19 protein-coding genes are annotated in these 25,109 nt (G+C 47.0%); 10 read left to right on the forward strand and 9 right to left on the reverse strand.

Annotated features, from left to right (window positions below):
* Positions 1 to 16: 16 nt before the first annotated feature.
* From DC20_RS02410 to DC20_RS02420, 3 genes are all read right to left on the reverse strand, one after another.
* On the reverse strand, positions 17 to 3,196 hold the full coding sequence (locus DC20_RS02410) for a SusC/RagA family TonB-linked outer membrane protein (RefSeq protein WP_071885361.1): 3,180 nt from the start codon (positions 3,194 to 3,196) through the stop codon (positions 17 to 19).
* A gap of 840 nt (positions 3,197 to 4,036) precedes the next feature.
* Positions 4,037 to 4,948: a lysophospholipid acyltransferase family protein gene (locus DC20_RS02415; protein ID WP_062542366.1), complete on the reverse strand. Its 912-nt coding sequence runs from the start codon at positions 4,946 to 4,948 to the stop codon at positions 4,037 to 4,039.
* Positions 4,949 to 5,172: 224 nt separating this feature from the next.
* Positions 5,173 to 6,186 carry an LLM class flavin-dependent oxidoreductase gene (locus DC20_RS02420; RefSeq protein WP_062542367.1) on the reverse strand — a complete coding sequence of 338 codons (1,014 nt, stop codon included), beginning with the start codon at positions 6,184 to 6,186 and terminating at the stop codon, positions 5,173 to 5,175.
* A 482-nt stretch (positions 6,187 to 6,668) separates the two neighbouring features.
* On the opposite strand from DC20_RS02420, the gene DC20_RS02425 reads away from it, so the two are divergent.
* The 6 genes from DC20_RS02425 (at position 6,669) to DC20_RS02450 (ending at position 14,688) form a co-directional block, all read left to right on the forward strand.
* Positions 6,669 to 7,286, forward strand: coding sequence for a WbqC family protein (locus DC20_RS02425; RefSeq protein ID WP_062545758.1), 618 nt, complete (start codon positions 6,669 to 6,671; stop codon positions 7,284 to 7,286).
* 95 nt (positions 7,287 to 7,381) lie between these two features.
* On the forward strand, positions 7,382 to 9,988 hold the full coding sequence (locus tag DC20_RS02430; RefSeq protein ID WP_062542368.1) for an ATP-dependent Clp protease ATP-binding subunit: 2,607 nt from the start codon (positions 7,382 to 7,384) through the stop codon (positions 9,986 to 9,988).
* Between the two features lie 146 nt (positions 9,989 to 10,134).
* Positions 10,135 to 11,697 (forward strand): acyl-CoA carboxylase subunit beta, encoded by a 1,563-nt coding sequence (locus DC20_RS02435; RefSeq protein ID WP_062542369.1) that lies wholly within the window; start codon positions 10,135 to 10,137, stop codon positions 11,695 to 11,697.
* 179 nt (positions 11,698 to 11,876) lie between these two features.
* The gene (locus tag DC20_RS02440; RefSeq protein ID WP_062542370.1) at positions 11,877 to 12,947 is read left to right on the forward strand and encodes a M42 family metallopeptidase; all 1,071 of its coding nucleotides are present in this window, start codon (positions 11,877 to 11,879) and stop codon (positions 12,945 to 12,947) included.
* 277 nt (positions 12,948 to 13,224) lie between these two features.
* Positions 13,225 to 13,770 (forward strand): GNAT family N-acetyltransferase, encoded by a 546-nt coding sequence (locus DC20_RS02445; RefSeq protein WP_062542371.1) that lies wholly within the window; start codon positions 13,225 to 13,227, stop codon positions 13,768 to 13,770.
* A gap of 150 nt (positions 13,771 to 13,920) precedes the next feature.
* Positions 13,921 to 14,688 carry a helical backbone metal receptor gene (locus DC20_RS02450; protein WP_062542372.1) on the forward strand — a complete coding sequence of 256 codons (768 nt, stop codon included), beginning with the start codon at positions 13,921 to 13,923 and terminating at the stop codon, positions 14,686 to 14,688.
* An 80-nt stretch (positions 14,689 to 14,768) separates the two neighbouring features.
* Here the strand turns inward: DC20_RS02450 and DC20_RS02455 are convergent, their stop codons facing one another.
* The 4 genes from DC20_RS02455 to DC20_RS02470 form a co-directional block, all read right to left on the reverse strand.
* A complete protein-coding gene (locus DC20_RS02455; protein ID WP_083470219.1) occupies positions 14,769 to 15,320 on the reverse strand; it encodes a DUF4142 domain-containing protein in 552 nt (183 codons plus the stop codon).
* A 393-nt stretch (positions 15,321 to 15,713) separates the two neighbouring features.
* The gene (locus DC20_RS02460; RefSeq protein WP_062542374.1) at positions 15,714 to 16,952 is read right to left on the reverse strand and encodes a 3-phosphoshikimate 1-carboxyvinyltransferase; all 1,239 of its coding nucleotides are present in this window, start codon (positions 16,950 to 16,952) and stop codon (positions 15,714 to 15,716) included.
* On the reverse strand, positions 16,949 to 17,989 hold the full coding sequence (aroB, locus tag DC20_RS02465; RefSeq protein ID WP_071885362.1) for a 3-dehydroquinate synthase: 1,041 nt from the start codon (positions 17,987 to 17,989) through the stop codon (positions 16,949 to 16,951). Before aroB ends, DC20_RS02460 begins: the two co-directional genes overlap by 4 nt.
* A gap of 277 nt (positions 17,990 to 18,266) precedes the next feature.
* Complete coding sequence (locus tag DC20_RS02470) at positions 18,267 to 19,256, reverse strand: chorismate mutase (protein ID WP_316934525.1); 990 nt, start codon at positions 19,254 to 19,256, stop codon at positions 18,267 to 18,269.
* Positions 19,257 to 19,476: 220 nt separating this feature from the next.
* On the opposite strand from DC20_RS02470, the gene DC20_RS02475 reads away from it, so the two are divergent.
* On the forward strand, positions 19,477 to 20,655 hold the full coding sequence (locus DC20_RS02475; RefSeq protein ID WP_062542375.1) for a proline dehydrogenase family protein: 1,179 nt from the start codon (positions 19,477 to 19,479) through the stop codon (positions 20,653 to 20,655).
* Between the two features lie 151 nt (positions 20,656 to 20,806).
* Here DC20_RS02475 and DC20_RS02480 read toward each other — a convergent pair whose 3' ends face one another.
* Positions 20,807 to 21,049: a hypothetical protein gene (locus tag DC20_RS02480; RefSeq protein ID WP_062542376.1), complete on the reverse strand. Its 243-nt coding sequence runs from the start codon at positions 21,047 to 21,049 to the stop codon at positions 20,807 to 20,809.
* Positions 21,050 to 21,188: 139 nt separating this feature from the next.
* On the opposite strand from DC20_RS02480, the gene DC20_RS02485 reads away from it, so the two are divergent.
* The 3 genes from DC20_RS02485 (at position 21,189) to DC20_RS02495 (ending at position 23,751) form a co-directional block, all read left to right on the forward strand.
* Positions 21,189 to 21,770: an RNA polymerase sigma factor gene (locus tag DC20_RS02485; protein ID WP_062542377.1), complete on the forward strand. Its 582-nt coding sequence runs from the start codon at positions 21,189 to 21,191 to the stop codon at positions 21,768 to 21,770.
* Between the two features lie 48 nt (positions 21,771 to 21,818).
* Positions 21,819 to 22,922 (forward strand): S1 family peptidase, encoded by a 1,104-nt coding sequence (locus DC20_RS02490; protein WP_062542378.1) that lies wholly within the window; start codon positions 21,819 to 21,821, stop codon positions 22,920 to 22,922.
* 304 nt (positions 22,923 to 23,226) lie between these two features.
* Positions 23,227 to 23,751, forward strand: a complete 525-nt coding sequence (locus DC20_RS02495; RefSeq protein WP_062545760.1) for a hypothetical protein — start codon at positions 23,227 to 23,229, stop codon at positions 23,749 to 23,751.
* 200 nt (positions 23,752 to 23,951) lie between these two features.
* Here DC20_RS02495 and DC20_RS02500 read toward each other — a convergent pair whose 3' ends face one another.
* On the reverse strand, positions 23,952 to 24,785 hold the full coding sequence (locus DC20_RS02500) for an energy transducer TonB (protein WP_062542379.1): 834 nt from the start codon (positions 24,783 to 24,785) through the stop codon (positions 23,952 to 23,954).
* Positions 24,786 to 25,109: the final 324 nt, after the last annotated feature.

A 25,109-nucleotide genomic window follows, 5' to 3' on the forward strand; every position in this document is an offset into this window, starting at 1 on the left:
AACGTTTCCTGAAGGGTTAGAAGGTGAAGCGAAGGTTTAATCCATAATTGCGCACAGAAGGAGGTGAGTTGAACTCAAAGCCCCTGGTATTGGAACCAAGCTGGTTAGACTCTGGGTCTGCGTGCCGAAGGTTGGGCGCATAGAAAAGCAGGTTGCGTCCGGTCACAGACACATTGATGCCTTTGAAAGGAGTCCTGGTCAGAATAGTAGTGGGCAGGGTGTACCCAATGCTTACTTCCCGCAACCTAAGTACTGAGGCATCAAACACGGCAAACTCAGAGGCGTTATTGAAGTGGGTCCAATATTGCTGGGCCGTAATCTGAATGTTGTTTGGAGTGGTAGTAGCTTCACCGGCCTCGTTGGCCAGCACTCCCTCAAACATGTAGGGCTGCTCCCGGTTTTCAGCAGTTTCTTCCAAAACACCCCTTAAACGGGCAATCTGGGTTTGTCTGGAATAGAAATCTCCGCCGTGTACATACTGCACCATCGCCCCTACACTAAACCCCTTAAATGAAATGGTGTTGGATAAACTGCCCCACCAATCTGCGTTAGGGTCACCGATTATTTGGGGGTTGGGGTCCACCACAGGCAAGCCATTGGTAGGATTTATGATCAATTTCCCTTCCGGGGTTCTTCTAAAGGTAGTTCCTTGCAAAACACCGAAGGGTTTGCCTGGCTGCAATAAGGGGCTTAGACCCGTGAAGCCACCTCCGCTACTGCCAGAAGTAGGATCAATATACCCGGTGGTCAAGGTGAATTGGTCCAGACCTGGGGCAAGTTCCACTACCTTGGTCTCCAATTTGGTGAAGTTGGCATTGACATCCCACCGGAACCCGTCTTCAAATTGGATAGGGGTAACATTGGCTGCAATTTCCCAACCTTTGTTGTCAATTCTACCGGCATTGGTGGTATGGGTGGTGAATCCGGTGGAGCCAGGCACAGTCAGGTTCAGGATCTGATCCGTAGTACTGTTGTTGAAGTAGTTTACATCCAGGGTACCTCTGCCATCATAGAACGTGAACTCCGCCCCTATTTCATATGACTTTTTATTCTCTGGCTTGAGGTTGAAGTTCCCCCGGCGGTCATTTCTGGTGAAGGCTAAGATGGCACCATTGAAAGGAAAGGAAAGCCCCGCCACGTTGTTACCAAAACCTTGAGTTACATAATAGGTACTGGTAAGGTATGGGTTGGTGTCATTGCCTACCATGGCGTAACTGGCCCGCAGCTTTCCATAGCTCAGGATGTTGTTGCTAATGCCCAGCGCATCTGTGAACACAAACCCAACACTAACCGATGGATAGAAATAGCTGTTATTAGCCGTTGGCAAAGTAGACGACCAGTCGTTTCTGGCAGTAAACTCAGTAAACAACCAGTTTTTGTAATTTAACCCCAATTGTCCGTAAACCCCCACTAAACGCCTTTCAGTGTTGAAGTTGGTGGTGAACGTAGTGGTGGGAAGGTGATTGGCCAGGTTGTAATAGTCAGGTACTACCAAATCTTCTGCCCTAATGGTGTTTTGTCTGGTGTCTACCATGTTCACCTGGGTTCCTACCAACGCCCTGACATTGAAATCAGGGGTAATGTCTTTCTGGTACACCCCAAATAAGTCATGGTTGATGGATTGGAAGCCGATATTGTCATACAGCTGAGACCCACGCCGGTTGGTGGCCGTATTTCCGTTGGAGTTGTAGGAGCCATACCCATACGCCTGCAACCGGTCATCTGTGTACTGATCAAGTCCAACCCGGTACGTTGCCGTGAAGTCTTTGAAGAATTCAGGATTATAGTTAAAGGTGGCACTCACAATAGACCGGTTTACCTCGCTTTCATAGAAAGACTCATTGATACTCCACATAGGGTTATCACGGTTCAGCTCGGTAAACAAGGTAGGTGCCTGCACCCCTGCCCTTAACTTGTAGGGAACATTCTTGATGTCAAAGCTGCGGGGTATAAAAGGCAGGGTAAACCAAGGGCTGGAACCGGAGTTTCCCTGCAAGGACCCTTCCTGATTTGTTTTTGCGTACAGCACTGAGCCATCTACCGAGAAGCCACGCCCCAAGGTAGCGTTACCTGCCGCCCGTAAGGTGTACCGGTCTAAACCACTGTTAGGAATAATCCCTTCCTGGTTAGTGGTATTAACACTGAAGATGTACCGCATTTTCTCACTCCCACTGGAAAGTGTTACCCCGTTATCCCAGATGCGTCCTTTTTGGAAGAAGTCTTTTACATTATCTTCATACGCTCTATACGCCAGATTTTTCATGGGATTACCGGCCACATTGGGTACTGAGTCTAGCCCCGGAGTGCCAAAGCGAGGTCCCCAACTGTCTGTAGAAGCGGAGTTGTAGCGCCCGTTAGTGCCCTGCCCGTACTCGTTCTGATACTTAGGCAATCCATATACCTCCTGGATGTTATAGGAAGAGGTAACCGTAATCTCTGTATCACCTGCTTTGCCTCTCTTCGTGGTGATGATCACGGCCCCGTTACTGGCCCGGGCTCCGTACAAGGCCGCGGCCGCGGGCCCTTTCAACACGGTCATGGACTCAATGTCGTTGGGATGGATATCCAGGGCACGGTTTGAGTAAGCTGCTCCGCCCACAGTAGGGTTAGAAGAGTAGGTGGTGTTATTACTGATGGGCACCCCGTCTACCACAAAGAGGGGTTGGTTATTACCTGTGGCGGAGGAAAGCCCCCTGATGAAGATCTGGGATCCGGAGCCAGGCATACCGCTGGAGGAAATGATTTCTACCCCGGCCACCTTTCCCTGTAATGCGTTCACCACGTTGGGCTCAGATTTCTGGGCCAGCTGCTCGCCCTTTACATCCTGCACCGCATAATTTACCTCCCGGCGTTGGCGTTCAATCCCCACCGCTGTCACCACCACTTCGCCTAGCTGCTTGGAGTCTTCGGCCATGGTCACGTTGAGGGTGGACTGATTCCCCACTTCCACTTCCCGGTTCAGGTACCCGATATAGGTAAAAACCAACGTTCCGCCTGAGGCCAGGACCTGAATGGAGTAGTTTCCATTGGCATCAGTAGGTGCTGCGTTGGCCGTTCCTTTCACCTGGACCGTAACGCCAGGCATTCCTTCTCCGGTTGGTGAGGTCACCCTCCCGGTTACGGTTCGTGTTTGAGCCCATACCTGACTAAGCAGGCAAAGCACTAACAAACATGTAACTAGTAGATTCTTCTTCATAAATCTTCTTTAGAATTGTAGTTAGGTTGACAAACTTGATTCGGACATTGAAGCCCTGACACCTGTGCGACATTTTACTTTTAGAGTGAAAAAGCCTTTTGCAGGCTATTTCATCGCATGAAGTACTTTCACAAACAATATCCTTTATGCCCTGAAGGGCCAGCACACGGTCTGTTAAAGAGAAAGGAGCAAACTCAAAGCCTAGTTGAAGGCAAAACTTTTGGGCAAAGCGCTACCAGGCACCTATTTGAAGGGCTTTGATTTTAGAAGAATGAAGGGGTGGGTGGGGTATGTTTTTTGAGGAAGTTTTATGTAAAAGTTCGTTAAACCGTTTCCTGGTTAAAAAGGGCGTAGCAGTACCTAATGATTGTTTTTTCAGACTGATACAGAGTTTTAACCAGCGGTTTGTAGTCTTTTTCTTTAGTTTTAGTGTTGAAATTCTCTCAGTGTCATGAACGTGCCTGCCCCAGGTCGTTTCTGCGCAACTAATTGGATTAAGGCAGTAGCTTTTGTGTCTTACTGCCGCTCACTTGCGCCTCTCGTGTCCTATATTTCAGTTATTTGAATCAGAAATCTAAGTACAAGGGATGTTATTGAAATAGCAAAATATTAACATATATTAACAATTATGTATTAAATGAATTTTAGCTATTTAGTAATGGAAGAGAAGTATCAATCAAAGCAAAGAGCCTCTTCTCCATGAAAGACTCCACTGGTCCGAAAAGGCTGCATCAGGATTGAAATAAATTTAAGAAAGGATCAAGCTGACATAGTTGTCTCCAAAGTGCCTCACACGCACCTGAAATACACACTTGCAGAATGATGTCAATAGATTATCAATTAGGTACCCTGAACGCTAGTAGCGGGACGCTGGTGTTTCCACCGCTTGTGGGACCACAGGTATTCTGCCGGATATTGATTTACCCACGCTTCCAGTTTTCGGGCGAAAACCTCGGTAAGGGGATGCCCCTCTTCTTTCACGCCGGCTTGAGGCAGAGGTAACAGTTCCTGGAAAACCACTTCATAGTAGCCGCGTTTTACGTGACGCATGCCAACAAAAAAAGTAGGATAGTTGAAAGAGGTTCTCAGCTTGTCGGCCCCAACATAGAAGGCGGTGTCCTGGTGCAGGAAGTTGGTCCAGTACTGGATTTCGCCGTAGGGCGGCACCTGGTCTGATAGCAGGGAAAGAATTCTTGGCTGACCCCGGTGCCGCAACAGGTGGCGAAGGGTGTCTTTCATCTTGACCAGCGTGATTCCAAAGCGGCTTCGCAGAAACCACAGGAAAGATTCAAAGAAAGAACTGGCCAAAGGTTTATATACCCCATCCACTGGAAAGGGGAAATGCCTGTTTCCCGCCGACGACATGAATTCCCAATTGCCCAAGTGAGCCCCCATGATCATGACAGGAACTCCTTGGTTCAGGTAATTTTCTATCTTCTCGCTTCTGTGCAGGTAAACTCGTTTTGCAAGGTCTTGAGGAGAAAGGGAGACCAATTTCAAGGTCTCTACCATGATATCGGTTAAGTTCAGGAAAAACTGCTTTTCAATTTTGCGCAGCTCAGCAACACTTTTCTGAGGAAAAGATTTCTCCAGGTTTTGCCGCACCACTTTCTTACGGTAGCCAATGAGGTGGTACAACACCACATAAAGGAAAGTGGAAAAGGCATAAAGCACCGGGAAGGGCAACAGTGAAATTCCCTTAAGCAACCACCAGAGCGGAAGCTGACCTGGGCGCAGGTCAGGGCGAGACATAGAGAATTGATTTTGATGCATTTTCAGAAAAACGGGGCAAGAACAGGTGCTACCCTCCCACTCCTGCAAAGGTAATAGCAATTATAAATTTACCCGACCTGCTCCTTCGGCTTTTTCTTTCCACACAACACCTTACCCAGTTACCATAAAACGGGAGCGTCCCTACTGGAAGAAAATATTTCTCCAGTAGGGACGCTCCCGTTTCAAAATCCTTTGGTTAAAACTTAAGCCGACTTCTGAAAGAACTCAGAGATGATTTCATAGGAGTGTACCCGGGCAGTGTGTTCATACATGTTGGAACCCACCATGATCTCATCTACCCCTGTTTCGTTCAGGAAGGCCTGTAACTCTTCCTGTATGGTTTTAGGCCCGCCAATAAAAGAATACCGAAGCATCTGCTGCACGGCATAACGTTCAGAGGCATCCCACAGGCCCTCCATACTTTTGACCGGAGACTGCATGGGTTTGGCCGTACCGCGCACCACATTCAGGAAGGATTGGTACAAGGAAGTAGACTGATAGATAGCTTCTTCATCTGTATCAGCGGCGATCACGTTCACACAAGCCATGGCGTAAGGCTCTTTCAACTCACCAACCGGCTGGAAACTTTCTTTGTAGACCTTTAAAGCAGCATGCAGCTGGGAAGGTGCAAAGTGGCTCGCAAAGGCGTAAGGCATTCCTAAAATACCTGCTAATTGCGCGCCAAAAGTACTGGATCCTAAAATCCAGATGGGAACATTAGATCCTTCCCCAGGCACTGCCCGCACACGGGCTGTAGGGTCTACGGGACCTAAATAGTTTTTCAGTTCCACTACGTTTTGTGGGAACTCATCCACTGATCCGCGTAAATCACGCCGCAAGGCATGGGCCGTCATTTGATCGGTTCCCGGGGCGCGGCCTAAGCCCAGGTCAATGCGCCCCGGGTACAAGGTGGCCAGGGTACCAAACTGCTCCGCCACTACTAAGGGGGCGTGGTTGGGCAACATAATACCACCGGACCCTACCCGCAATTTGGAAGTAGCACCAGCCACGTGCCCAATTAAGACAACGGTAGCCGAACTGGCAATACCTGCCATGTTGTGGTGTTCGGCCATCCAATAACGTTTGTAGCCAAGTTGCTCTACCTTTTGGGCCAGGTCAACAGTATTTTTGAAAGATTCAGCAGCGGTTTTCTCGTGCAGGATTGGCACCAGGTCCAATACTGAAACAGGTATATCTGAAAGCTTTTTAGTAGACATGATTTAATATGATGTAAACAACCGTCTTGTACGGTTGATCTTCTAAAAGGCAAAAGTACAGGCATAAAGTTCTGCCAACCTTTCCTCTGCCCGTTTCCTTTAGGATACTAGGGCCAATATTTTGGTCTTGGTTTAGCGAAACCAGCTTCAAAACGTGTACATGTTTGATAGCCCAAAGCAGGACCTAATCATAAAGCACCTACCCTATCCATATGTTAAACCTAGTTTTGCTAATGACTAGTAGCCAAGCAATTGAAAAGTAGGACATTTTGCTACTTACAGACCTGTTATGTTTGAGTTTCATACTGACAATAAAGCTAACATTCACTGTAAGAGAAGGCCCTGCTAAGTACAGAATGTATTCTAAGTCCTATATCTGGTCCTTTATTGCCAGAGCTATAGAGTTTCTTTCAGTCAACCGGGGGTTTCCGGGCAAGTCTGTAGAATTTTACTTACTTGCATTTATTCCACTTTGTCCTTGCATGCAGTTATTAACCGAAATCCAGTACAACCCCAGCATCCTTTATTTTCAAAAAGCTTTTGAAGCCGATGAATTACTTGTGGAAGCCCATGAGCATTATCAGAAACAAAGCTACCGCAACCGCTGCCACATCCTTACCGCACAAGGCGTGGTGCCCCTGTCCATTCCGGTGGTGAAAGGGAACAGCAAGATTCTGGTGACAGATCTGGAAATTGACTACGGGCAACGCTGGGTAGACATTCACTGGCGTACCATCCAGAGCGCCTACGGCAGCGCACCTTTTTTTGAGTTCTATGCAGACTATTTTAAAGACGTGTATGACCGCAAGCCAGCCAGGCTTTTTGAGCTGAATATGGATCTACTTAAACTTTTCGCTAAATTCCTAAAGCTTAAGCAACCCATAAGCCTTACCCAAACGTATGTAAAAACATATGAGGCACCGGTGTTGGATTGGCGCGGGGAACTTCACCCTAAAAGGGAGCCTGACAATTTGCGCTTAATGCCATACCGGCAGGTGTTTGGCAAACAATTTGCAATAAACCTGAGTATACTGGACTTGTTGTTTAACCTTGGCCCAGAGGCATCTACTTATTTACAGAATCCTGCGGCTTTCTGTTGAACATTTGCCCCACCCAATTTGTTAATTTCACAGAGTTGCCAAGGCAGCACAGTTGCAGCATACGCACAACAACATTTTACTAGACAAGAACTTACATGGAAGCCAAATTCTCAAATAGAGTGAAAGAGGTAATCTCTCTCAGTCGCGAGGAAGCCATCCGCCTGGGCCATGATTACATTGGTACCGAGCACCTGCTTCTGGGTATGATCCGCGAAGGAGAAGGCACCGCAATCGCTTTGCTTAAAAAGTTGGGGGTACCTATGGAGGAACTTAAGTACGCACTTGAGCAGGCCACCAAAAACACCGCCAGCCCTAATACAAATATTACCGGTAGTATTCCTCTTACCAAACAGACGGAAAAGGTCCTGAAAATAACGTATTTGGAGGCCAAAATCTTCAAGTCTGACATCATAGGTACAGAACACCTGTTGCTGTCTATTTTGCGGGATGAGGATAATATTTCATCGCAAACCTTAGCAAAATTCAACGTGAACTACGAAGCTATTCGGGATTCGTTAGACTATCATGCTAACAACCCTCTTGCCTCTTCAGATACCGATGACAACGATGATAACGACAAACTCTTCGGATCTTCCTCTAAAGGAGGTGCTGGCTCTGCCGCGAAGAAGGGTGCCGAGAAATCCCGCACTCCGGTGTTGGATAACTTCGGTCGTGATCTGACTAAATTGGCCGAGGAAGGCAAACTGGACCCTATTGTGGGTCGTGAAAAAGAAATTGAGCGCGTGGCTCAGGTATTGAGCCGTCGTAAGAAAAACAACCCAATCCTGATTGGGGAGCCCGGTGTTGGTAAAACTGCCATCGCTGAAGGTCTTGCGCTGCGCATTATTCAGAAAAAAGTTTCTCGTGTGCTTTTCGGAAAACGCGTGGTAACCTTAGACCTTGCCTCTTTGGTAGCGGGTACTAAATACCGCGGTCAGTTTGAAGAGCGTATGAAAGCCGTGATGAACGAACTGGAAAAATCTCCGGACGTGATTCTGTTCATTGATGAGCTGCACACCATTGTAGGTGCTGGTGGAGCTTCCGGATCTCTGGATGCCTCTAACATGTTCAAACCTGCGCTGGCCCGCGGCGAAATCCAATGCATTGGCGCTACTACGCTAGACGAGTACCGTCAGTACATTGAGAAAGATGGAGCCTTGGCTCGTCGTTTCCAGATTGTAATGGTAGACCCTACCACGCCAGAGGAAACCATTGAGATCCTGCACAACATCAAAGACAAATACCAGGATCACCACCATGTAACCTATTCAGACAAAGCCATTGAGGCCTGTGTGAAGTTGAGCGACCGCTACATGAGCGACCGTTTCTTACCAGACAAAGCCATTGATATTCTGGATGAGGCCGGTGCCCGCGTGCACATCAACAACATTGTGGTGCCAGAAGATATTCTCAAACTGGAGCAATCCATTGAGAACATCAAGGATGAGAAAAACCGCGTAGTGAAAAGCCAGAAATATGAAGAGGCTGCTCAACTACGTGATAAAGAAAAGAAACTTCTTGACCAATTAGAAGCTGCTAAAAAGAGCTGGGAAGAGGAAACCAAGAAGAAGCGTTACGCCGTGAAAGAAGAAAACGTGGCCGAGGTAATCGCCATGATGACGGGTATTCCGGTGAAACGTATCGCGCAGAAAGAAAGCTTGAAGCTTTTGAACATGGGCGAAGAGCTGAAAGGCAAAGTAATTGGTCAGGAGAAAGCGATCACCCAGTTGGTGAAAGCGATCCAGCGTACCCGCGTTGGTTTGAAAGACCCTAAGCGCCCGATTGGTTCCTTCGTATTCCTTGGACCTACCGGGGTTGGTAAAACTGAGCTTGCGAAAGTTCTGGCTACCTACCTGTTTGACAAGGAAGATGCGCTGGTGCGTATTGACATGAGTGAGTACATGGAGAAATTCAGCGTATCTCGCTTAGTGGGAGCGCCTCCAGGCTACGTAGGTTACGAAGAAGGTGGTCAGTTAACGGAGAAAATCCGTCGTAAGCCATACTCTGTAGTATTGCTGGATGAGATTGAGAAAGCGCACCCAGACGTGTACAACCTGTTGTTGCAAGTACTAGATGACGGTGTGTTAACAGATGGTCTTGGCCGCAAAGTTGACTTCAGAAACACCATCATTATCATGACCTCGAACATTGGAGCCCGTGACTTGCAAGACTTCGGGGCTGGGGTTGGTTTTGCAACCAAGACCCGCCAGGAGAACATGGACGACATCATGAAAGGCACCATAGCGGCTGCTTTGAAGAAAACGTTCTCTCCTGAGTTCCTGAACCGTTTGGATGACGTAGTGGTGTTCAACTCTCTGCAAAAAGAAGATATCCATAAAATCATTGATATCTCTCTTGCCAAGTTGTTGACCCGCGTGAAAACATTGGGTTACACCATTGAGATCACTGACAAAGCCAAAGATTTTGTGGCTGAGAAAGGATATGACTCTAAATATGGTGCCCGTCCGTTGAACCGCGCGATCACCAAGTACATGGAAGACCCAATTGCGGAGGAAATCCTGAAAGCCGAACTGGCCCAGGGAGACACCATCGTGATTGATTACGAAGAAGGTAAAGAAGAGCTTACGTTTGCGAACCGCAAGAACGAAGGCGTAGCTCCAGATACTTCTGATGATCTTCCGGAAACGTCTTCTTCTGAAGAGGAAGAAACCACGCCTACAGATGGCAAAAAGAAAGACTAATTACTAACTAATCTTTGGAAAGGCTGACAGACAAACTGTCAGCCTTTTTTTGTTTTCAAGCTGTTTTGAGAAAAACATAACAAAAATTTTACACTGCCCTATTCTTTCCTAAATTTGATTTCTTGTACCAACATCAAACTGCTTCAATGTCAGACCAAAATAACCTGAACAGCAAATTTGAGATTCTAGACCGCAAAAATGCCGAGGCACTCTTAGGAGGCGGCCAGGCGCGCATTGATGCACAGCATAAGAAGGGCAAACTTACGGCCCGTGAACGAATAGACCTGCTGATGGACGAAGGCTCTTTTGAAGAGATTGGCAAGTTTGTGATGCACCGCTCCAAAGATTTCGGGTTGGACAAAGAATACTATTTGGGTGACGGCGTAGTGACTGGGTATGGTACTGTGAATGGTCGCTTGGTCTACGTATTTTCCCAAGACTTCACGGTATTTGGGGGTTCTCTCTCAGAAACCCATGCCGAGAAGATTGTGAAGATCATGGATCTGGCCATGAAAAACGGGGCCCCAGTCATTGGTTTGAATGATTCAGGTGGTGCCCGTATCCAGGAAGGCGTTGTTTCTTTGGGTGGCTACGCCGATATCTTCTACAAAAATACCTTGGCGTCTGGCGTAGTACCGCAACTATCTGGTATCATGGGCCCATGCGCCGGTGGAGCTGTTTACTCCCCTGCTATCACTGACTTCATCCTGATGGTGGAAGACACCTCTTACATGTTTGTGACCGGCCCTAACGTGGTAAAAACGGTAACGCATGAAACCGTAACGTCTGAGGAATTAGGTGGTGCCAGTACCCACAGTACTAAAAGCGGTGTAACCCATTTCTCTTGCGCCAATGAAGTGGTTTGTATTCAGAACATAAAGCAGCTTTTGAGCTATATGCCACAGAACTGCGAGGAGCTTCCTCCTGCCCTACCGTATGAACCGCAAGCTGACGAAAGCCGCGAAATCCTTAACACCATTGTTCCGGATAATCCTAATCAACCTTATGATATCCGCGAGGTGATTGAAGGGGTCATAGATGATGGATCTTTTCTAGAAGTGCACAAGAACTTCGGGGAGAACATTGTGGTAGGCTTTGCCAGATTGGCAGGCCGCAGCATCGGGATTGTAGGAAACCAACCAGCCGTTTTAGCCGGGGTTCTGGACATCAACGCCAGCACCAAAGCAGCCCGTTTCGTCCGTTTCTGTGATTCCTTCAACATTCCGCTACTGGTGTTGGAAGACGTGCCTGGTTTCTTGCCAGGTACTGACCAGGAGTGGCGGGGCATCATCACCAATGGAGCTAAATTACTGTATGCTTTCTGCGAAGCCACGGTGCCACGTGTAACCGTCATTACCAGAAAAGCGTATGGTGGCGCCTATGATGTGATGAACTCCAAACACATAGGGGCTGACCTGAACTACGCCTGGCCTACAGCTGAGATTGCCGTGATGGGTGCCAAAGGAGCCGCTGAAATCATCTTCAAACGTGAGATCGCTGCCGCTGAAGACCCTGAAGCCAAACTAGCTGAGAAAGTAGCTGAGTACCAGGCCAAGTTTGCTACCCCGTACAGAGCCGCCCACCGTGGCTTTGTGGATGAAGTGATTTATCCGTCTGAAACTCGTGCCAAGCTGATCAGAGCCTTTAAGATGCTGGAAAACAAAGTAGACCAATTACCTAAGAAAAAGCACGGAAACATTCCGTTGTAAAAATAAACCCGTAGCCGGATTTTAGAAGCTATATCAAAAAGCAACTAAAATCTATACCTGAACCCTATTCAACATTTAATGCGCCTTTGGCTGGTGATGACAAAGCACCCCAGCCAATCTACTACTTCAACTGACAAACAACTACCGGAGAGTGCTTTGCTCCACCTAAACAGAAAGCTATGAGAGAAGAAAGCTTTAATTTCTTACAGACCTATCTCAATAACGCCGCACCAACCGGCTTTGAGTCATCAGGCCAAAAACTGTGGTTAGACTACATCAAGCCCTACATTGACGAGTACTTCGTAGACACGTACGGCTCTGTAGTAGGTGTAATTAACCCTGAGGCGGAATACAAGGTGGTTATTGAGGCGCACGCCGATGAAATCTCTTGGTTTGTGAACTATATCACACCAGAGGGCTACATCTACGTACGTCGTAACGGAGGCTCTGATGCTGTTATAGCTCCTTCTAAACGCGTGAACATTCATACCAAAAAAGGACTGGTAAAAGCGGTATTTGGCTACCCGGCCATTCATGTACGCAAACCAGACCAGGACAAAGCCCCTACCGTAGAAACCATCTTTCTAGACTGTGGTGCTGCCAACAAGCAGGAAGTAGAAGACATGGGCATTCACGTAGGCTGCGTAGTCACTTTTGACGATGAGTTCTGGGTGATGAATGAAAAATACTACGTAGGTCGTGCCTTAGACAACAGAATCGGAGGGTTCATGATTGCTGAGGTAGCCCGTATGCTGAAGGAAAACGAAGTGAAGCTTCCTTTCGGGTTATACATCGTAAATGCCGTGCAGGAGGAAATCGGTCTTCGGGGTGCCGAGATGATTGCCCACCGCATTAAACCAAATGTGGCTGTTATCACAGACGTTACTCATGATACGCAGTCTCAGGGGTATGAGAAGAAAACCAACGGTGACTTACATTGTGGCAAAGGCTTAGTGCTTACCTATGGCCCTGCGGTACAAAACAACCTTTTGGACATGCTGATTGAGGTAGCCCGGAAAAACGAAATACCGTTCCAGCGGGCCGCCGCTACCCGCGCTACAGGTACCGATACCGATGCCTTCGCCTATTCTTCTGAAGGTGTGGCTTCCGCGTTGATTTCCCTGCCTTTGAAGTACATGCACACAACCGTAGAAACAGTGCATAAAGATGACGTGGAGAACATTATTCAACTGTATTACCATTTCCTGACCCAGCTGCAAAGCGGACATGATTTCCGTTATTTGAAATAAGCTTTTAGGCTCCTTTTCAAAAACCAGCTTAGAAACATCTTTTCCAAGGCCTGTGAAGTTTAGTAAACTCCACAGGCCTTTTAGTTTTTAGGCTTATTTGAGAAAACAGCCAACTAAAATTGATCCATTAATCCTCGATAAAGAAGGCCTATGCTCTCCTTCTAAGCTTCGGAACGGAAATGAAGTTCTGCGTTAAACAAAAGCAGAAAAACCAAAACCAAAACAAATGGTTTAATTTGCGTCTGTTGGTACCTTCACACAGCACCCTTAATAAACCATGGAATTACTCACCCCTCGGTTGCACTTGCGCGAGTTCAAAGAAGATGACTGGCATTTTACCAATCTCTATGAATCTGAGGAGGAGGTAATGCGCTACCAGACCGCTGAAGTACGCAACAGCAAAGAAAGTCTGGAGTACATTAAGGTTTGCCTGGAGGAAGCCAAGGAGTATCCCAGAACCTTATTCGACCTAGCCATCGTGCTGAAAACTACCAGCATGCTGATAGGCCGGGTAGGCATGAAAGTGGACTATGATGCTGAGGAAGCTGTGCTGTGGTATATCCTGAATAGAACCTACTGGAACAAAGGTTACACCTCAGAAGCCGCCGCAGCCTTGATGAAGTATGGGTTTGAAGAACTTCACCTCCACCGCATCTGGGCTGACTGTGACCCGCGTAACGTTGGCTCATATAAAATTATGGAGAAACTAGGCATGCGTCGCGAAGCTCATTTCAAAGAGAACATTTTCATCAAAGGCCAGTGGTGTGATTCTTATGTGTATGCAATCTTGGATCACGAATGGCGGCAGAGAAATAGTAGCTAAAATTCTACTCTCAAACCAAAGGGCCCATTTTCTATCTGATTTCTTGAAAGGCAGCTAGAACGACAAAGCGTATGAGGTTAGCACCTTTTCTCCCCCATCAAATCTTGTTTTCACTTCAATTCTAATCCTAAAGTGCTCTTTACTGATCAAATGAACCGGCAAATCACGTTGCCTCACCCACCCCAGCGGATCGTTTCTCTTGTCCCTTCTCAAACCGAGTTATTGTTCCATTTAGGATTGGGAGACAAAGTGGTAGGAGTAACTAAATTCTGCATCCACCCTAAGGATCAGGTTAAGCAGAAAAGGAAAGTTGGAGGTACCAAGAACTTCCATTTTGAGACCATTGACCAACTCCAGCCTGACTTAATTATTGGGAACAAAGAAGAAAACTACCAGGAGGGCATTGAGCAGTTACAAGAGAAATTCCCCGTCTGGATGAGCGACATCTACACCTTAGAAGATGCTTTTAAGATGATGGTTGGTATTGGGGAGATAACTGGGGTGGCAGATAAAGCAAAAGAATTGGTGGCCCTGTTACAACAGCAATTCTCTTGTCTACAATCTGCCAGCACCCCTATTGCTACCGCATATTTTATCTGGCGCAAGCCTTATATGGGCGTAGGTAGCCAGAACTTTATTGACCACGTGCTTTCCCTTTGTGGCTTCAAAAATGTGTTGGGCCACTTGCCAAGATACCCAGAGGTAACACCTGAGCAGTTGCAGGAAGCGAATCCTTCTTTGATTTTACTTTCTTCTGAGCCTTTCCCGTTCAAGGAGAAACACATTCAGGAGTTTCAGGCCATTTGCCCACAGGCACTGGTAAGAGTAGTAAATGGGGAATTGTTTAGCTGGTACGGAAGCAGGCTTTTGCATTCTGTAGCCTATTTGCAAAAGTTAATTAATGACGTAACTGGTTGACAAGTTAAGATGATTATAACAGCATCCATAAAAAAGCCCTGCCGTACTGAGTACGGCAGGGCTTTTTTATGGATTGAAAATTATTTTGCTTTGTCAACCTGCGCAACTGCATTCTGCAGTTCTTGCGCCTCTGCCAAGTGCTCTTTTAGAACCGGCAAAATCTGATCAATGAATTGCTGAACATCAGGGTCACTTACTTCTTTGTCAGCTTTCTCATAGAAAGCGATTGCTTCCTCGTGGGCTGCTACTTCTACCTTTGCAAAGGTTTGGTCAAACTCCTCCCCTTTCTTCGCTTCAAGGCTGTCTACTAGGGCCTTGTTTTCACTTCCCATTTCAGCAGGAAGTTGCACATCTTTTTTCTTAGCAATCTCCGCTAGAACCGGAGTGGTTCTGGAGTGTACGTGGTATATTTTCTGCCCTAAAGCACCCACCTCACCTGATTCAGTTTGGTCATTGGCCATCATACCTGCCATCAACTGAAAGTTGTCATTTGTTGCTGCTTGTTTCAGGAACTGCTCTACTTTTACGCGGTCTGCTGCAGAAGCTTCTTTTTCTGTTTTATTGCAAGAAACCAATGTCATACTGCCCATCATACATGAACCAGCCAGCATCCAAACATTGAAATTTTTCATAGTTGTACGTTTTAGTTGCGTTCTGATGTTAAGACATCATTTGCCCTTTAAACGAGCTCCTTATAGGAAAAGTTCATAAGCCACATTAGGTACATCTTTAATCAAGCCATTGTACAACAAAAAAGTTATATTCATTATACTCACAAGTGTTAGGCTTGCGCGCAAAAAACAGATGCTATTACCTATAATTGAAGGTATTAGCAGGATATCACCACGGCTGCTAAAAGTAAAACCAAGCATGAAGATTTTAGGTAAACACAAACTTGCAATGCTACTTTATTCTTAACTTAAGCAGATAAAGAAGAGGCAAAATCAATTACACAAAAAGCAATGCCCTCCCATTTTGCAAAATGGGAGGGCATTGCTTTTTGTGTCGAGTACAGGCTTTAAAATTTATTTTACCTCCAGGGCAAATCCAGCCTTTTCTAATTCATTCCAGTAAGTAGGGTAAGACTTCCTGACTACCTTCGGTTCTTCTATGATAACCGGTACTTTCAAAGCCAGGGGTGCAAAGGCCATGGCCATGCGGTGATCTTCATAGGTATGAATGGTTGGCTCGTTTTCCGGTTGTTTAGCCAAAAACACCTTGAAAACATCTGGAGAAACCTCCCGAAGTTCAGCTCCCAATTTTACCAGTTCAAACTGAAGGGCGGCAATACGGTCCGTTTCCTTGATTCTTAAACTTTCCAGCCCTGTCATTTCAACTTCCAGACCTAAACCAGCTGCCAGAGCCGCTACCGTTTGGGCCAGATCTGGGCAGGCGAAGAAATCGATTTGTGCCAAAGGCTCCTGAACAGGCTTCTTCGTTAACTGCACGCCTTCCGGAGTAAACTGGGTCTGGACACCAAAAGGAGCCATCAATACAGGAAGTACGCTGTCACCTTGTAATGAATCTGATCGCAAGGCAGGAAGAAACAAATCTGCTTCTTTGGCCAACGCAGTAATACTATACCAGTAGCTAGCCGCCGACCAGTCTGATTCTACAGTGTATTCTTTGGCCTGGTACTCCTGCTTAGCTACAGTTATTTTCTGTCCCTCAAAAGTAGCCTGCACCCCAAAATGGGTCATTTGCGCCAAAGTCATTCTTATGTAAGGCTCTGAGCTGATTTTACCCTCTAAGGTTAATTCCAAACCTTGTGGTAACAGCGGGGCAATCATAAGCAGCGCAGAAATATACTGGCTACTGATGTCGGAGCGAACAGTCAATTGATTGGTGCCAGCGGGCTCAAAGCCTTTCATTCGCAGTGGCGGATAGCCTTCCTCACCCAGATACTCAATCTGAGCACCCAACTGCCGAAGCGCATCTACCAAGACTCCAATAGGTCGTTGGCACATGCGGGGAGTTCCGGTTAACGTAAGTTCCTGGCCAGTGGCAGCGTAATAAGCGGTCAGAAAACGCATCACGGTACCCGCATCTTCGGCACTTACTTCTTCGCCGGCAGGCGTGGAAAGCAGACGATTCAAAAGCTGGGTGTCATTTGCGTCTGACAGGTTATGAATAGGAAAATCCTTTCCGGATAGGGCCCTGATAATAAGGGCCCGGTTGGCTTCACTTTTGGAGGCGGGCAAGGTCACGCGTCCACGTAACACGCCCGTTGGGTGCGATACGCGCACGGCAGCAGCTGAAATCATAGTAATTGGTAATAGCGTAAGGCACTTTGTACCTCAGGTAAAGTGATAGGTTGATCATAAACGGCCTCGCCAATCTTCTGCAGCAAGGTACAGTTGATGGTAGCCCCGTCATTTTTTTTATCGTGGAGACACAGCTGGCTGATGGCTTGTAAATCAGCTTGGGCTAGGTTTACTTTTTCATAGATAGACAAGATAAATGTCTCAATCTGGTTTAACTCATCTTCCGGCAGCAAACCTTTCTGCACCGAAAGCCAGGCCTCACACAGCATACCCACAGCAATGGCCTCGCCATGCAGCAACACCTGTCCAGGCTGCTCCAGGTAAAAGCTTTCTACCGCATGACCAATGGTATGCCCAAAATTCAGGATTTTGCGCAGGCCGTTCTCCAATGGATCAGCAGTAACCACGCGAGATTTGATATCTATGGAATGCCGGATCAAATCGGTCCAGTCTTCCGTGAACATGCCAATGTACCGTTGCTCATAGAACTTCTCAGCATCCATAATCAGCCAATGCTTGATGATCTCGGCGTAGCCGGATTTCATCTGGCGCATGTCCAAGGTTTGAAGAAACGTTGGGTTCACCAGCACCGCCAATGGCTCCTGAAAAACCCCGATGTGGTTTTTAAAACCCATGAAATCGATGCCGGTTTTACCGCCCACGCTGGCGTCTACCTGAGACAGCAAGGTAGTTGGCACGTTCACGAACCTAATGCCGCGCTTGTACAAACTGGCGCAGAAACCACCTAAATCTGTTAAAACGCCGCCCCCCAGGTTCACTAACAAACTCCAACGGTCCAGTCCTTGCTCGGTGAGTTCCCGCCAAACGTGCTCACAGGTAGCAAGATTCTTGTTTTCCTCGCCACTTTTGATGTGTACCACGTGGTGTTCCTGGGGTAAATACGGCTTCAGGAGAGCGTAACAGTGCCGATGCGTGTTCTCGTCTACCAACACTACAGTCTTTTTGAAGGCCCTATTTTGCAGCAACTGTTGCCACTGGCCCATGGCTTCCTGGCCTATGAATATTTCTTCAGTCAATGTGTTCTACGTTAATTTGTTTTCGGGCTGTTTTTCCTAAAAGGCCCTTAAACCAGATATTTCCCCAAAAACGGGATTGTTTGGGGCAGTTCAAAATTAAAAAAGCAAAAATACATTTCCTCAAGTGTTAAAAGTACAGCCAAACCTTTCAGGAAGATAGAATTTACTATAAAAGATGATCAAGCACTCGCCTTAGTCCACTTACTACGAAGCAGTTTCTAAGCTCTTTTTCTAAAACTATCGTGAAACCGCAATCTATCTCTCTCCTTTTGCTCTGCTATTCTTTTTCCTTTGATTCGCCTACTATTTCCGATTGAATCCTGATGGACTCCAGGTGAATCAATTCATAAAGTTCAGCGGCAAACTCGGGGTTTACATGCAATTCCAGCGCCCAGGTTTTACGGCTTTCAAAGATGCTTTTCCAGCGGTCTGGCTGAAATAGGGCAATGTTGTTTTCTTTTTTGTCCTGGCCAATCTTTTCCACCAGTTGCATACGTCGGGCCAAGGCTTCAATGATTTCCTGGTCGGCACGATCTATTTTCTGGCGAAGTTCTTCGGTGCGGCTGATGAAGGCGGCATCTGGCATGCTGCGCACCTGCAGCCTGGCTATTATCTCGTTAAAGGTTTGGGGTGTAATTTGCTGCCCGGCATCTGATAAGGCGGTCAGCGGATTAAGATGGGTCTCAATCATCACTCCTTCAAAATCCACGTCCAATCCTTTCTGGGAAATAGGCAAAATATGGTCTGGGTTACCTCCTATATGGCTGGGGTCTACCACAACGGGCAGAAACGGGTACATGCCTTTCAGTTGGATGGGAATCTGCCAAAGCGGAACATTGCGGTACTGGGTAGGCTCAAAGGATGAAAACCCACGGTGAATGGCGGCTACATCCTGTAGCCCTACTGCCCATAGCCGCTCTATTGCTCCGGCCCAAAGGCTCAGGTCTGGGTTTACGGGGTTCTTGACCATGACGGGAACATTGGTACCGCGTAGGGCTTCGGCGAGCTCCTGCACTGCAAAAGGATTACCTGTGGTGCGGGCGCCAATCCAGAGAACGTCTATGTTGTGTTTGAGGGCGGTTTCTACGTGGTGGGATTCGGCGACTTCGGTAGCCACAGGTAACCCATGCGTTTGCCGTACTTCCTGTAGCCATTTCATTCCCTCGGGCCCCACGCCTTCAAAGGTGCCCGGTTTGGAGCGAAGTTTCCAGACTCCGGCCCTGAAAATATCTACCTGCAGTTCTTTTAACTGGCGGGCAGTCTCCAGAACCTAGTCTCGGGTTTCGGCGCTGCAGGGGCCTGCAATGACCAATGGTTTGCGGCGCACTTTGCTGAGTTGGTGAAAATAATTGAGTTCTTTTTTCTGTTCCATCCTCTAGATCAGTAAGGCGGTAGGGTTTTAGAAATGATTTCGGCAAATCTTCTCAGAAACAACTAACAACCGTTTTTACGTTATCTTTGCATAGCTTAAATGTAGCACATAATCTATGACTCCTGCCCCGAAAGTTTCTTTTGAAGATACCGCCATTGCGTTTGCTGACAAATCTGATGCGGAATTATATAAAACCTACCTTCTTTTTGCGGCCATGAACAACAACTCCATGGTGAAAATGGGGGGAGGTCTCATGAAGAAGGCGTTGAGCTGGAACCTGCCAGTTAAATTCCTGATCAAGAAAAGTATTTTTGAGCAGTTCTGCGGGGGCGAAACCATTGAGGAATGCAGACCTACCATTGAGAAACTTGGCCGCTCTGGCATAGGAACCATTCTGGACTACTCTGTGGAAGGAGAAAGCAATGAGGCTAGTTTCGACCACACGGTGCAGGAGATAATCTCTACCATTGAGATGGCTGCTACCTCTGAGCATATACCCTTCAGCGTTTTCAAGGTGACCGGGGTGGCAGATCCGGCCTTGCTGGCCAAAGCCCAGGCAACCCAGGAACTAACCCAATCTGACAAAGCAGCTTTAGGCCGGGTAAGAGCACGCGTAAAATCTATCTGTCAACGGGCCTATGAACGCGGGGTACGTGTTTTTATTGACGCTGAGGAAAGCTGGATGCAGGAAACCATTGACCAAATGACCTACGAGATGATGGAACTCTACAACCAGGAGCGCCCCATTGTCTATAACACCTACCAATTGTACCGCCATGACCGCCTGGACGTGATTAAACGTGACTTTGAACGGGCACAAAAACTGGGTTACTACCTGGGTGGTAAACTGGTGAGGGGCGCCTACATGGAGAAAGAAGGTCGGGTAGCGCAGCAAAAAGGACTCAACAATCCCATAAACCCCACCAAACAAGCCACCGATGCTTTGTATGATGAGTCACTTCGGTTCTGCATGGAGCACCTTGACCGTATTGCCATCTGCGCCGGAACCCACAATGAGCACAGTTGTTACCACCTCATGGAGCTGATGGCTGAATTCAACGTGCAGCCTAATGATGAACGCATCTATTTTGCACAGCTGCTGGGCATGAGTGATAACCTGTCTTACAACCTGGCACACGCCGGCTACAATGTTGCTAAATATGTTCCTTACGGTCCGGTAGAGGCTGTTATGCCGTATCTGTTGCGCCGGGCAGATGAAAACACCGCCATTGCTGGTCAGTCTAGCCGTGAATTCTCCCTTGTAAAAAAAGAACTGGAACGCCGCAAACGCTAAAAGAAAATTGCCCCGTTTGGTTTAGGACCTGTTTACAGAAAACAAAGCTTAAACCAAACGGGGCAAAAAAGTAAGGCGTCTCATACGCAAACCGTAAGAGACGCCTTATCTTTTCCTTATGCAGGAGAGGTGTGCAGACGCACACCACTAATTACTGAGCAGTAGTAGCGCCAGTTGTAGTGGCAGTAGTGTCAGTACCAGTAGTAGTACCAGTTGTAGTAGCGTCAGTTGTAGTGGTAGTTGTAGTGTCAGTACCAGTCATATCAGTGCCTTCAGTAGCAGCAGCATCAGTAGACTCAGTAGCAGCACCTTCAGTTCCTTCAGCAGACTTAGACTCGCAAGAAGCGAAAACGAACATACCAGCAACTAGGGCAAGAGAAAATACCTTTTTCATTGTAATTTGTTTTAAGGGTTTTAGCGTTAATTTCAACCTTTATACCACTACCCCCCCAGAGGTAACCCACGCTTTTGAAATATTTTTTATTTTTTTCCTGTGGGTTACTAATTGACTGAAACTGTATTAATTGACGAGCATGATTAGTAAGGCGCTAGTGACCGATGCGGCCATTATAGAAGGAATTCTTCAGGATGATGACACGGCTCTGAGCAGGTTATACAAACTCCATTTCCCCATGGTTCTGTTTTTTGTGCAGAGCAACAGCGGAACGGAGGATGATGCCAAGGATATTTTTCAGGAAGCGGTGATTGTCTTCTACGAGAAGATAAAGGCAGGCCAACTGGAATTAAACTGCCAGATTAAGACCTACCTGTATTCTATTTGCCGCCGGTTGTGGCTTAAGAGGCTTTCGCGCAGCAGCAGGTTCAGCCATGGTATGGTGGAAGACACAGAGTCAGAAATAGTACCACAGGTTGAAGGAGAAGTAGAACAGGCTGAGCAGAACGAACTCAAGTTTGAAGCCATGAGCAACGCCATGTCTCAACTGGGAGAACCCTGCAAGACACTGCTGGAAGATTTTTATATCAGAAGCATGGGCATGGCTGAGATCACTGACAAATTTGGCTACAACAATGTTGACTCAGCCAAGAACCAGAAGTACAAATGTTTGATGCGCCTGAAGAAACTGTTCTTTTTAGATTATCAGGTGCCTTCCTGATTAATAGGTCCGTAATAACAGACATCCTAAGAGGATGCACAGCTATATATGAGTGAACGGGAATTATTAGAATTAATTGAACGCTACCATCAGCACCAGGTGACCTCTACAGAGCGCCGGATGCTGGAGGAACGCATGGCCGCTGACCCGGTCTTTGCCCAACGGGTAAAGGAGGCGAAGCTGTTTACGGCTGCCCTGCAGAACTACGGCAAACAAAAATCTTTGCGTGACCGCCTGAGCCAGCACCACCAGGAGTGGCAACAGGAAAACGTGAAAGTAGCCCCTGTTTTGAAACGCAGAACACCAGTTCAAATCTTTATGCGCCGGTACGCTGCAACTATGGGTGTGGCTGCTACGGTTGCTATTGTAACGGTGTTCAGCAGTTTACTAGGAATGGAAATGTGGCGGTCAGCCACCAAACAGCAGGCTGCCCGTTACGTAGAGTTGCGCCGTGAAATGGATGACCTCAAGCGGAAGCAAAATGCTATTTTGGGCAGTAATACTATCACTCCTAAAGCTGTTTCCATCAATCCAGGCCAGTTCTCGGGTACAGGCTTTGTGCTTACCTCAGACGGGTACTTCGTGACCAGCTACCACGTGATTGAGGGCGCCGATTCCCTGATGATTGAAAATAAGAATGGCATCAAATACAAGGTAGAGGAAATCTACTCTGACCAGGTGCGTGACCTGGCCTTGCTGCGGGTTACAGACACAACGTTTACCGGCTTCGGGAAACTGCCTTACTCCTTTAAACAAAAAGAAAGTGAGTTAGGAGAGCGTGTGTTCACATTGGGTTATCCAAGGGAAGACGTGGTATTTGGGGAAGGCACCCTTAGTTCCCGCTCAGGTGTGTACGGAGACACGGCTTCTTACCAGATCTCTATTCCTTTAAACCCAGGTAACAGCGGTGGTCCTTTGCTTGATGATCGTGGGAACATGATTGGTGTGATTTCCGGCAAAATGCTGGGCGTAGATGGTGCTGCATTCGCAGTTAAATCAGCGTATTTGCTTACTTTGTTAGACCAGCTTCCAGAACACCGGTTGCCTACCCCTATTTCTCTGCCTAAAGTAAATAACCTAGCCGGAAACGCACGTCCGCAACAGTTGAAGAAGCTGCAGGACTACGTGTACATGGTTAAAGTCTATAACTAAGAACTGCCTTTCCTTTTAAAGATATTTTCCTGAAATACCACCTAAACGCCTGTGCCCTGCATGGGCGTTTGTGTTTTCTGCCTAGAGCACAGATGTAACTAATACGTAGTCTTTGCGTTTAGCTAACTACTAATTGTCAGTTGCCAGACAAGTGATTGACTCAGTAATTACCATTATGTTACATCTACTAAACATCAAACAAAGAACTATGGAAAACAGGACAGGAAATACTCCCAATGGAGGCATGAACAGTGGCGACATGAATAGCAGCGGCTTGAACAGCGGAGGTTTAAACAGCACCGGAATGAACAGTGGCGGTGGTATGATGACCGGTATGTTCAGAGACAGAGACAGTGCAGAACGCGCGTACAACTCTTTACACAGCCGCGGCTACAGCAAAGATGACATTAACGTGATTATGAGCGATGATGCTCGTAAGCGCCACTTTTCTGACAGCGAAAACAACGACACAGAACTTGGCAGCAAAGCCTTAGAAGGAGCCGGAGCTGGTTCTGCTATTGGAGGTACTTTGGGTGCTATTGTTGGAGCCATTGCTGCTATTGGTACTTCTATTGCACTTCCTGGACTAGGTTTGGTGATTGCTGGTCCGTTGGCGGCTGGTTTGGCTGGTGCCGGTGCTGGTGGCCTGACAGGTGGTTTACTTGGTGCCTTAGTAGGCTCTGGCATTCCGGAAGAACGTGCCAAGGTGTATGAGTCTGGCATTAAAGAAGGAAATATAGTAATGGGCGTTACTCCTCGTTCACATGAGGATGCTGATTACTTTGAAAACGAGTGGCGCACCAACCGCGGTGAGCATATCTACCGTTAGTCTGTAGACACTCCTTCAATATTGAAATATAAAAGCCCCGGTTCTATACAGAGCCGGGGCTTTTATATTTAAAACTATTTATACTTCTTGTCCGTTTGTGATGCGTTTTTAATAATAAAAGAAGGAAATAACCCGAGTAGTTGAGGTATAGACTTCCCTCCTATTTTCTTGTAGAGACCAAATTAATATCCAGCTCCTTCCTATTTTAGCTCTAGCCTGATAGGCAAGGTCATTCGTACGGGAACGGCTCTTCCATTCTGATTGCCGGGTTTCCAGCGAGGTAGTTTTTTCATGACCCTTACTGCCTCTTCTTCGGTGCCGTATCCTAAGCCTTTCAGAATCTGGATATCGGTGATGTCACCGGTAGCGGCAACCACAAAGCTCACCACCACTGTTCCTTCTATTCCACTTGCCTGAGCTGCCCTTGGGTACCTAAGGTTCTTGCCTACAAATTCCATCAGTTTAGAAAGTCCTCCCTCAAACTGAGGCATGTTCTCCACGCTTAGAAAGGGCTCCACTGCGGCTGATGCATCCTCCTTTCCAGTTCCGGTGCCATCCCCTGTTCCACCAGCAGGTTCAGGATTATTGAGGTTCCCTTCACCAGTTCCCTCTGAAGTAGCAATTCCTGAGTTAGCGGTTTTAAGTTGCTCCTGCGTTGGAATCTCATCTATGACCTTTTTTGTGTCTTCCACTACTTTGATGGATACGTTCTTTACGGTGGGTGCAGCAGGTTTGGGAGCGGAAGGCTCTGACGCTTTTACTTCTTTTATTTTCTCTGGTTCAGGCAAGTCAACCGGCACCCATTTGCCTGTATCCACTTTAGGGGGTGTTATAGGAATGGCTGTCTTTACAAAAAATCTGTTCGCCAGAGTAGGAATAGAGAAGGCAATCAGGAATAATGAAATTGCAAACAGAGTGGCCTGACTTAAATGCTGATGGTACAATTTGCGTAAGACATAGGCACCATAGGCTTTGTTTCGGCCTTCAAAAACCATGTCATCCAGGGTGGCGGCGTAAGTGGAGTTTGTTTCCATGTTGTTTGGCGGTTAAGGTGAAGTTGAGATCTATTTTCCTCATGATGCCGCCATGCCTTCGTTTCCACACACCCTTGAATTTTTGAGGTGTACCTACATTGCCTATAAATATTATTCTCATTGAAAATCAAGGAGAAACAAAACCAAGGTCACTATTGTTAAAAAAAACAGAGTCAAAAAGAACAACTACTGCCACGTTCTGCTTACTTGCAATTCTTTATTAAATTATCTTATACCGCTTACACCTTTCTACAGATAGTGTACGTTTAAGCTAAAGTAATGCAACCGCAAAACAGGCACTACTTTTGTATATAGATTAACAGA

Source organism: Rufibacter tibetensis, from assembly GCF_001310085.1.
Taxonomy (GTDB): Bacteria; Bacteroidota; Bacteroidia; order Cytophagales; family Hymenobacteraceae; genus Nibribacter; species Nibribacter tibetensis.

Excerpts from the sequence above, each read along its gene's own strand:
- DC20_RS02410 (WP_071885361.1), bottom strand. The coding sequence starts at position 3,196 with ATGAAGAAGAATCTACTAGTTACATGTTTGTTAGTGCTTTGCCTGCTT.
- DC20_RS02415 (WP_062542366.1), bottom strand. The coding sequence starts at position 4,948 with ATGTCTCGCCCTGACCTGCGCCCAGGTCAGCTTCCGCTCTGGTGGTTG.
- DC20_RS02420 (WP_062542367.1), bottom strand. The coding sequence starts at position 6,186 with ATGTCTACTAAAAAGCTTTCAGATATACCTGTTTCAGTATTGGACCTG.
- DC20_RS02425 (WP_062545758.1), top strand. The coding sequence starts at position 6,669 with ATGCAGTTATTAACCGAAATCCAGTACAACCCCAGCATCCTTTATTTT.
- DC20_RS02430 (WP_062542368.1), top strand. The coding sequence starts at position 7,382 with ATGGAAGCCAAATTCTCAAATAGAGTGAAAGAGGTAATCTCTCTCAGT.
- DC20_RS02435 (WP_062542369.1), top strand. The coding sequence starts at position 10,135 with ATGTCAGACCAAAATAACCTGAACAGCAAATTTGAGATTCTAGACCGC.
- DC20_RS02440 (WP_062542370.1), top strand. The coding sequence starts at position 11,877 with ATGAGAGAAGAAAGCTTTAATTTCTTACAGACCTATCTCAATAACGCC.
- DC20_RS02445 (WP_062542371.1), top strand. The coding sequence starts at position 13,225 with ATGGAATTACTCACCCCTCGGTTGCACTTGCGCGAGTTCAAAGAAGAT.
- DC20_RS02450 (WP_062542372.1), top strand. The coding sequence starts at position 13,921 with ATGAACCGGCAAATCACGTTGCCTCACCCACCCCAGCGGATCGTTTCT.
- DC20_RS02455 (WP_083470219.1), bottom strand. The coding sequence starts at position 15,320 with ATGAAAAATTTCAATGTTTGGATGCTGGCTGGTTCATGTATGATGGGC.
- DC20_RS02460 (WP_062542374.1), bottom strand. The coding sequence starts at position 16,952 with ATGATTTCAGCTGCTGCCGTGCGCGTATCGCACCCAACGGGCGTGTTA.
- DC20_RS02475 (WP_062542375.1), top strand. The coding sequence starts at position 19,477 with ATGACTCCTGCCCCGAAAGTTTCTTTTGAAGATACCGCCATTGCGTTT.
- DC20_RS02480 (WP_062542376.1), bottom strand. The coding sequence starts at position 21,049 with ATGAAAAAGGTATTTTCTCTTGCCCTAGTTGCTGGTATGTTCGTTTTC.
- DC20_RS02485 (WP_062542377.1), top strand. The coding sequence starts at position 21,189 with ATGATTAGTAAGGCGCTAGTGACCGATGCGGCCATTATAGAAGGAATT.
- DC20_RS02490 (WP_062542378.1), top strand. The coding sequence starts at position 21,819 with ATGAGTGAACGGGAATTATTAGAATTAATTGAACGCTACCATCAGCAC.
- DC20_RS02495 (WP_062545760.1), top strand. The coding sequence starts at position 23,227 with ATGAACAGTGGCGGTGGTATGATGACCGGTATGTTCAGAGACAGAGAC.
- DC20_RS02500 (WP_062542379.1), bottom strand. The coding sequence starts at position 24,785 with ATGGAAACAAACTCCACTTACGCCGCCACCCTGGATGACATGGTTTTT.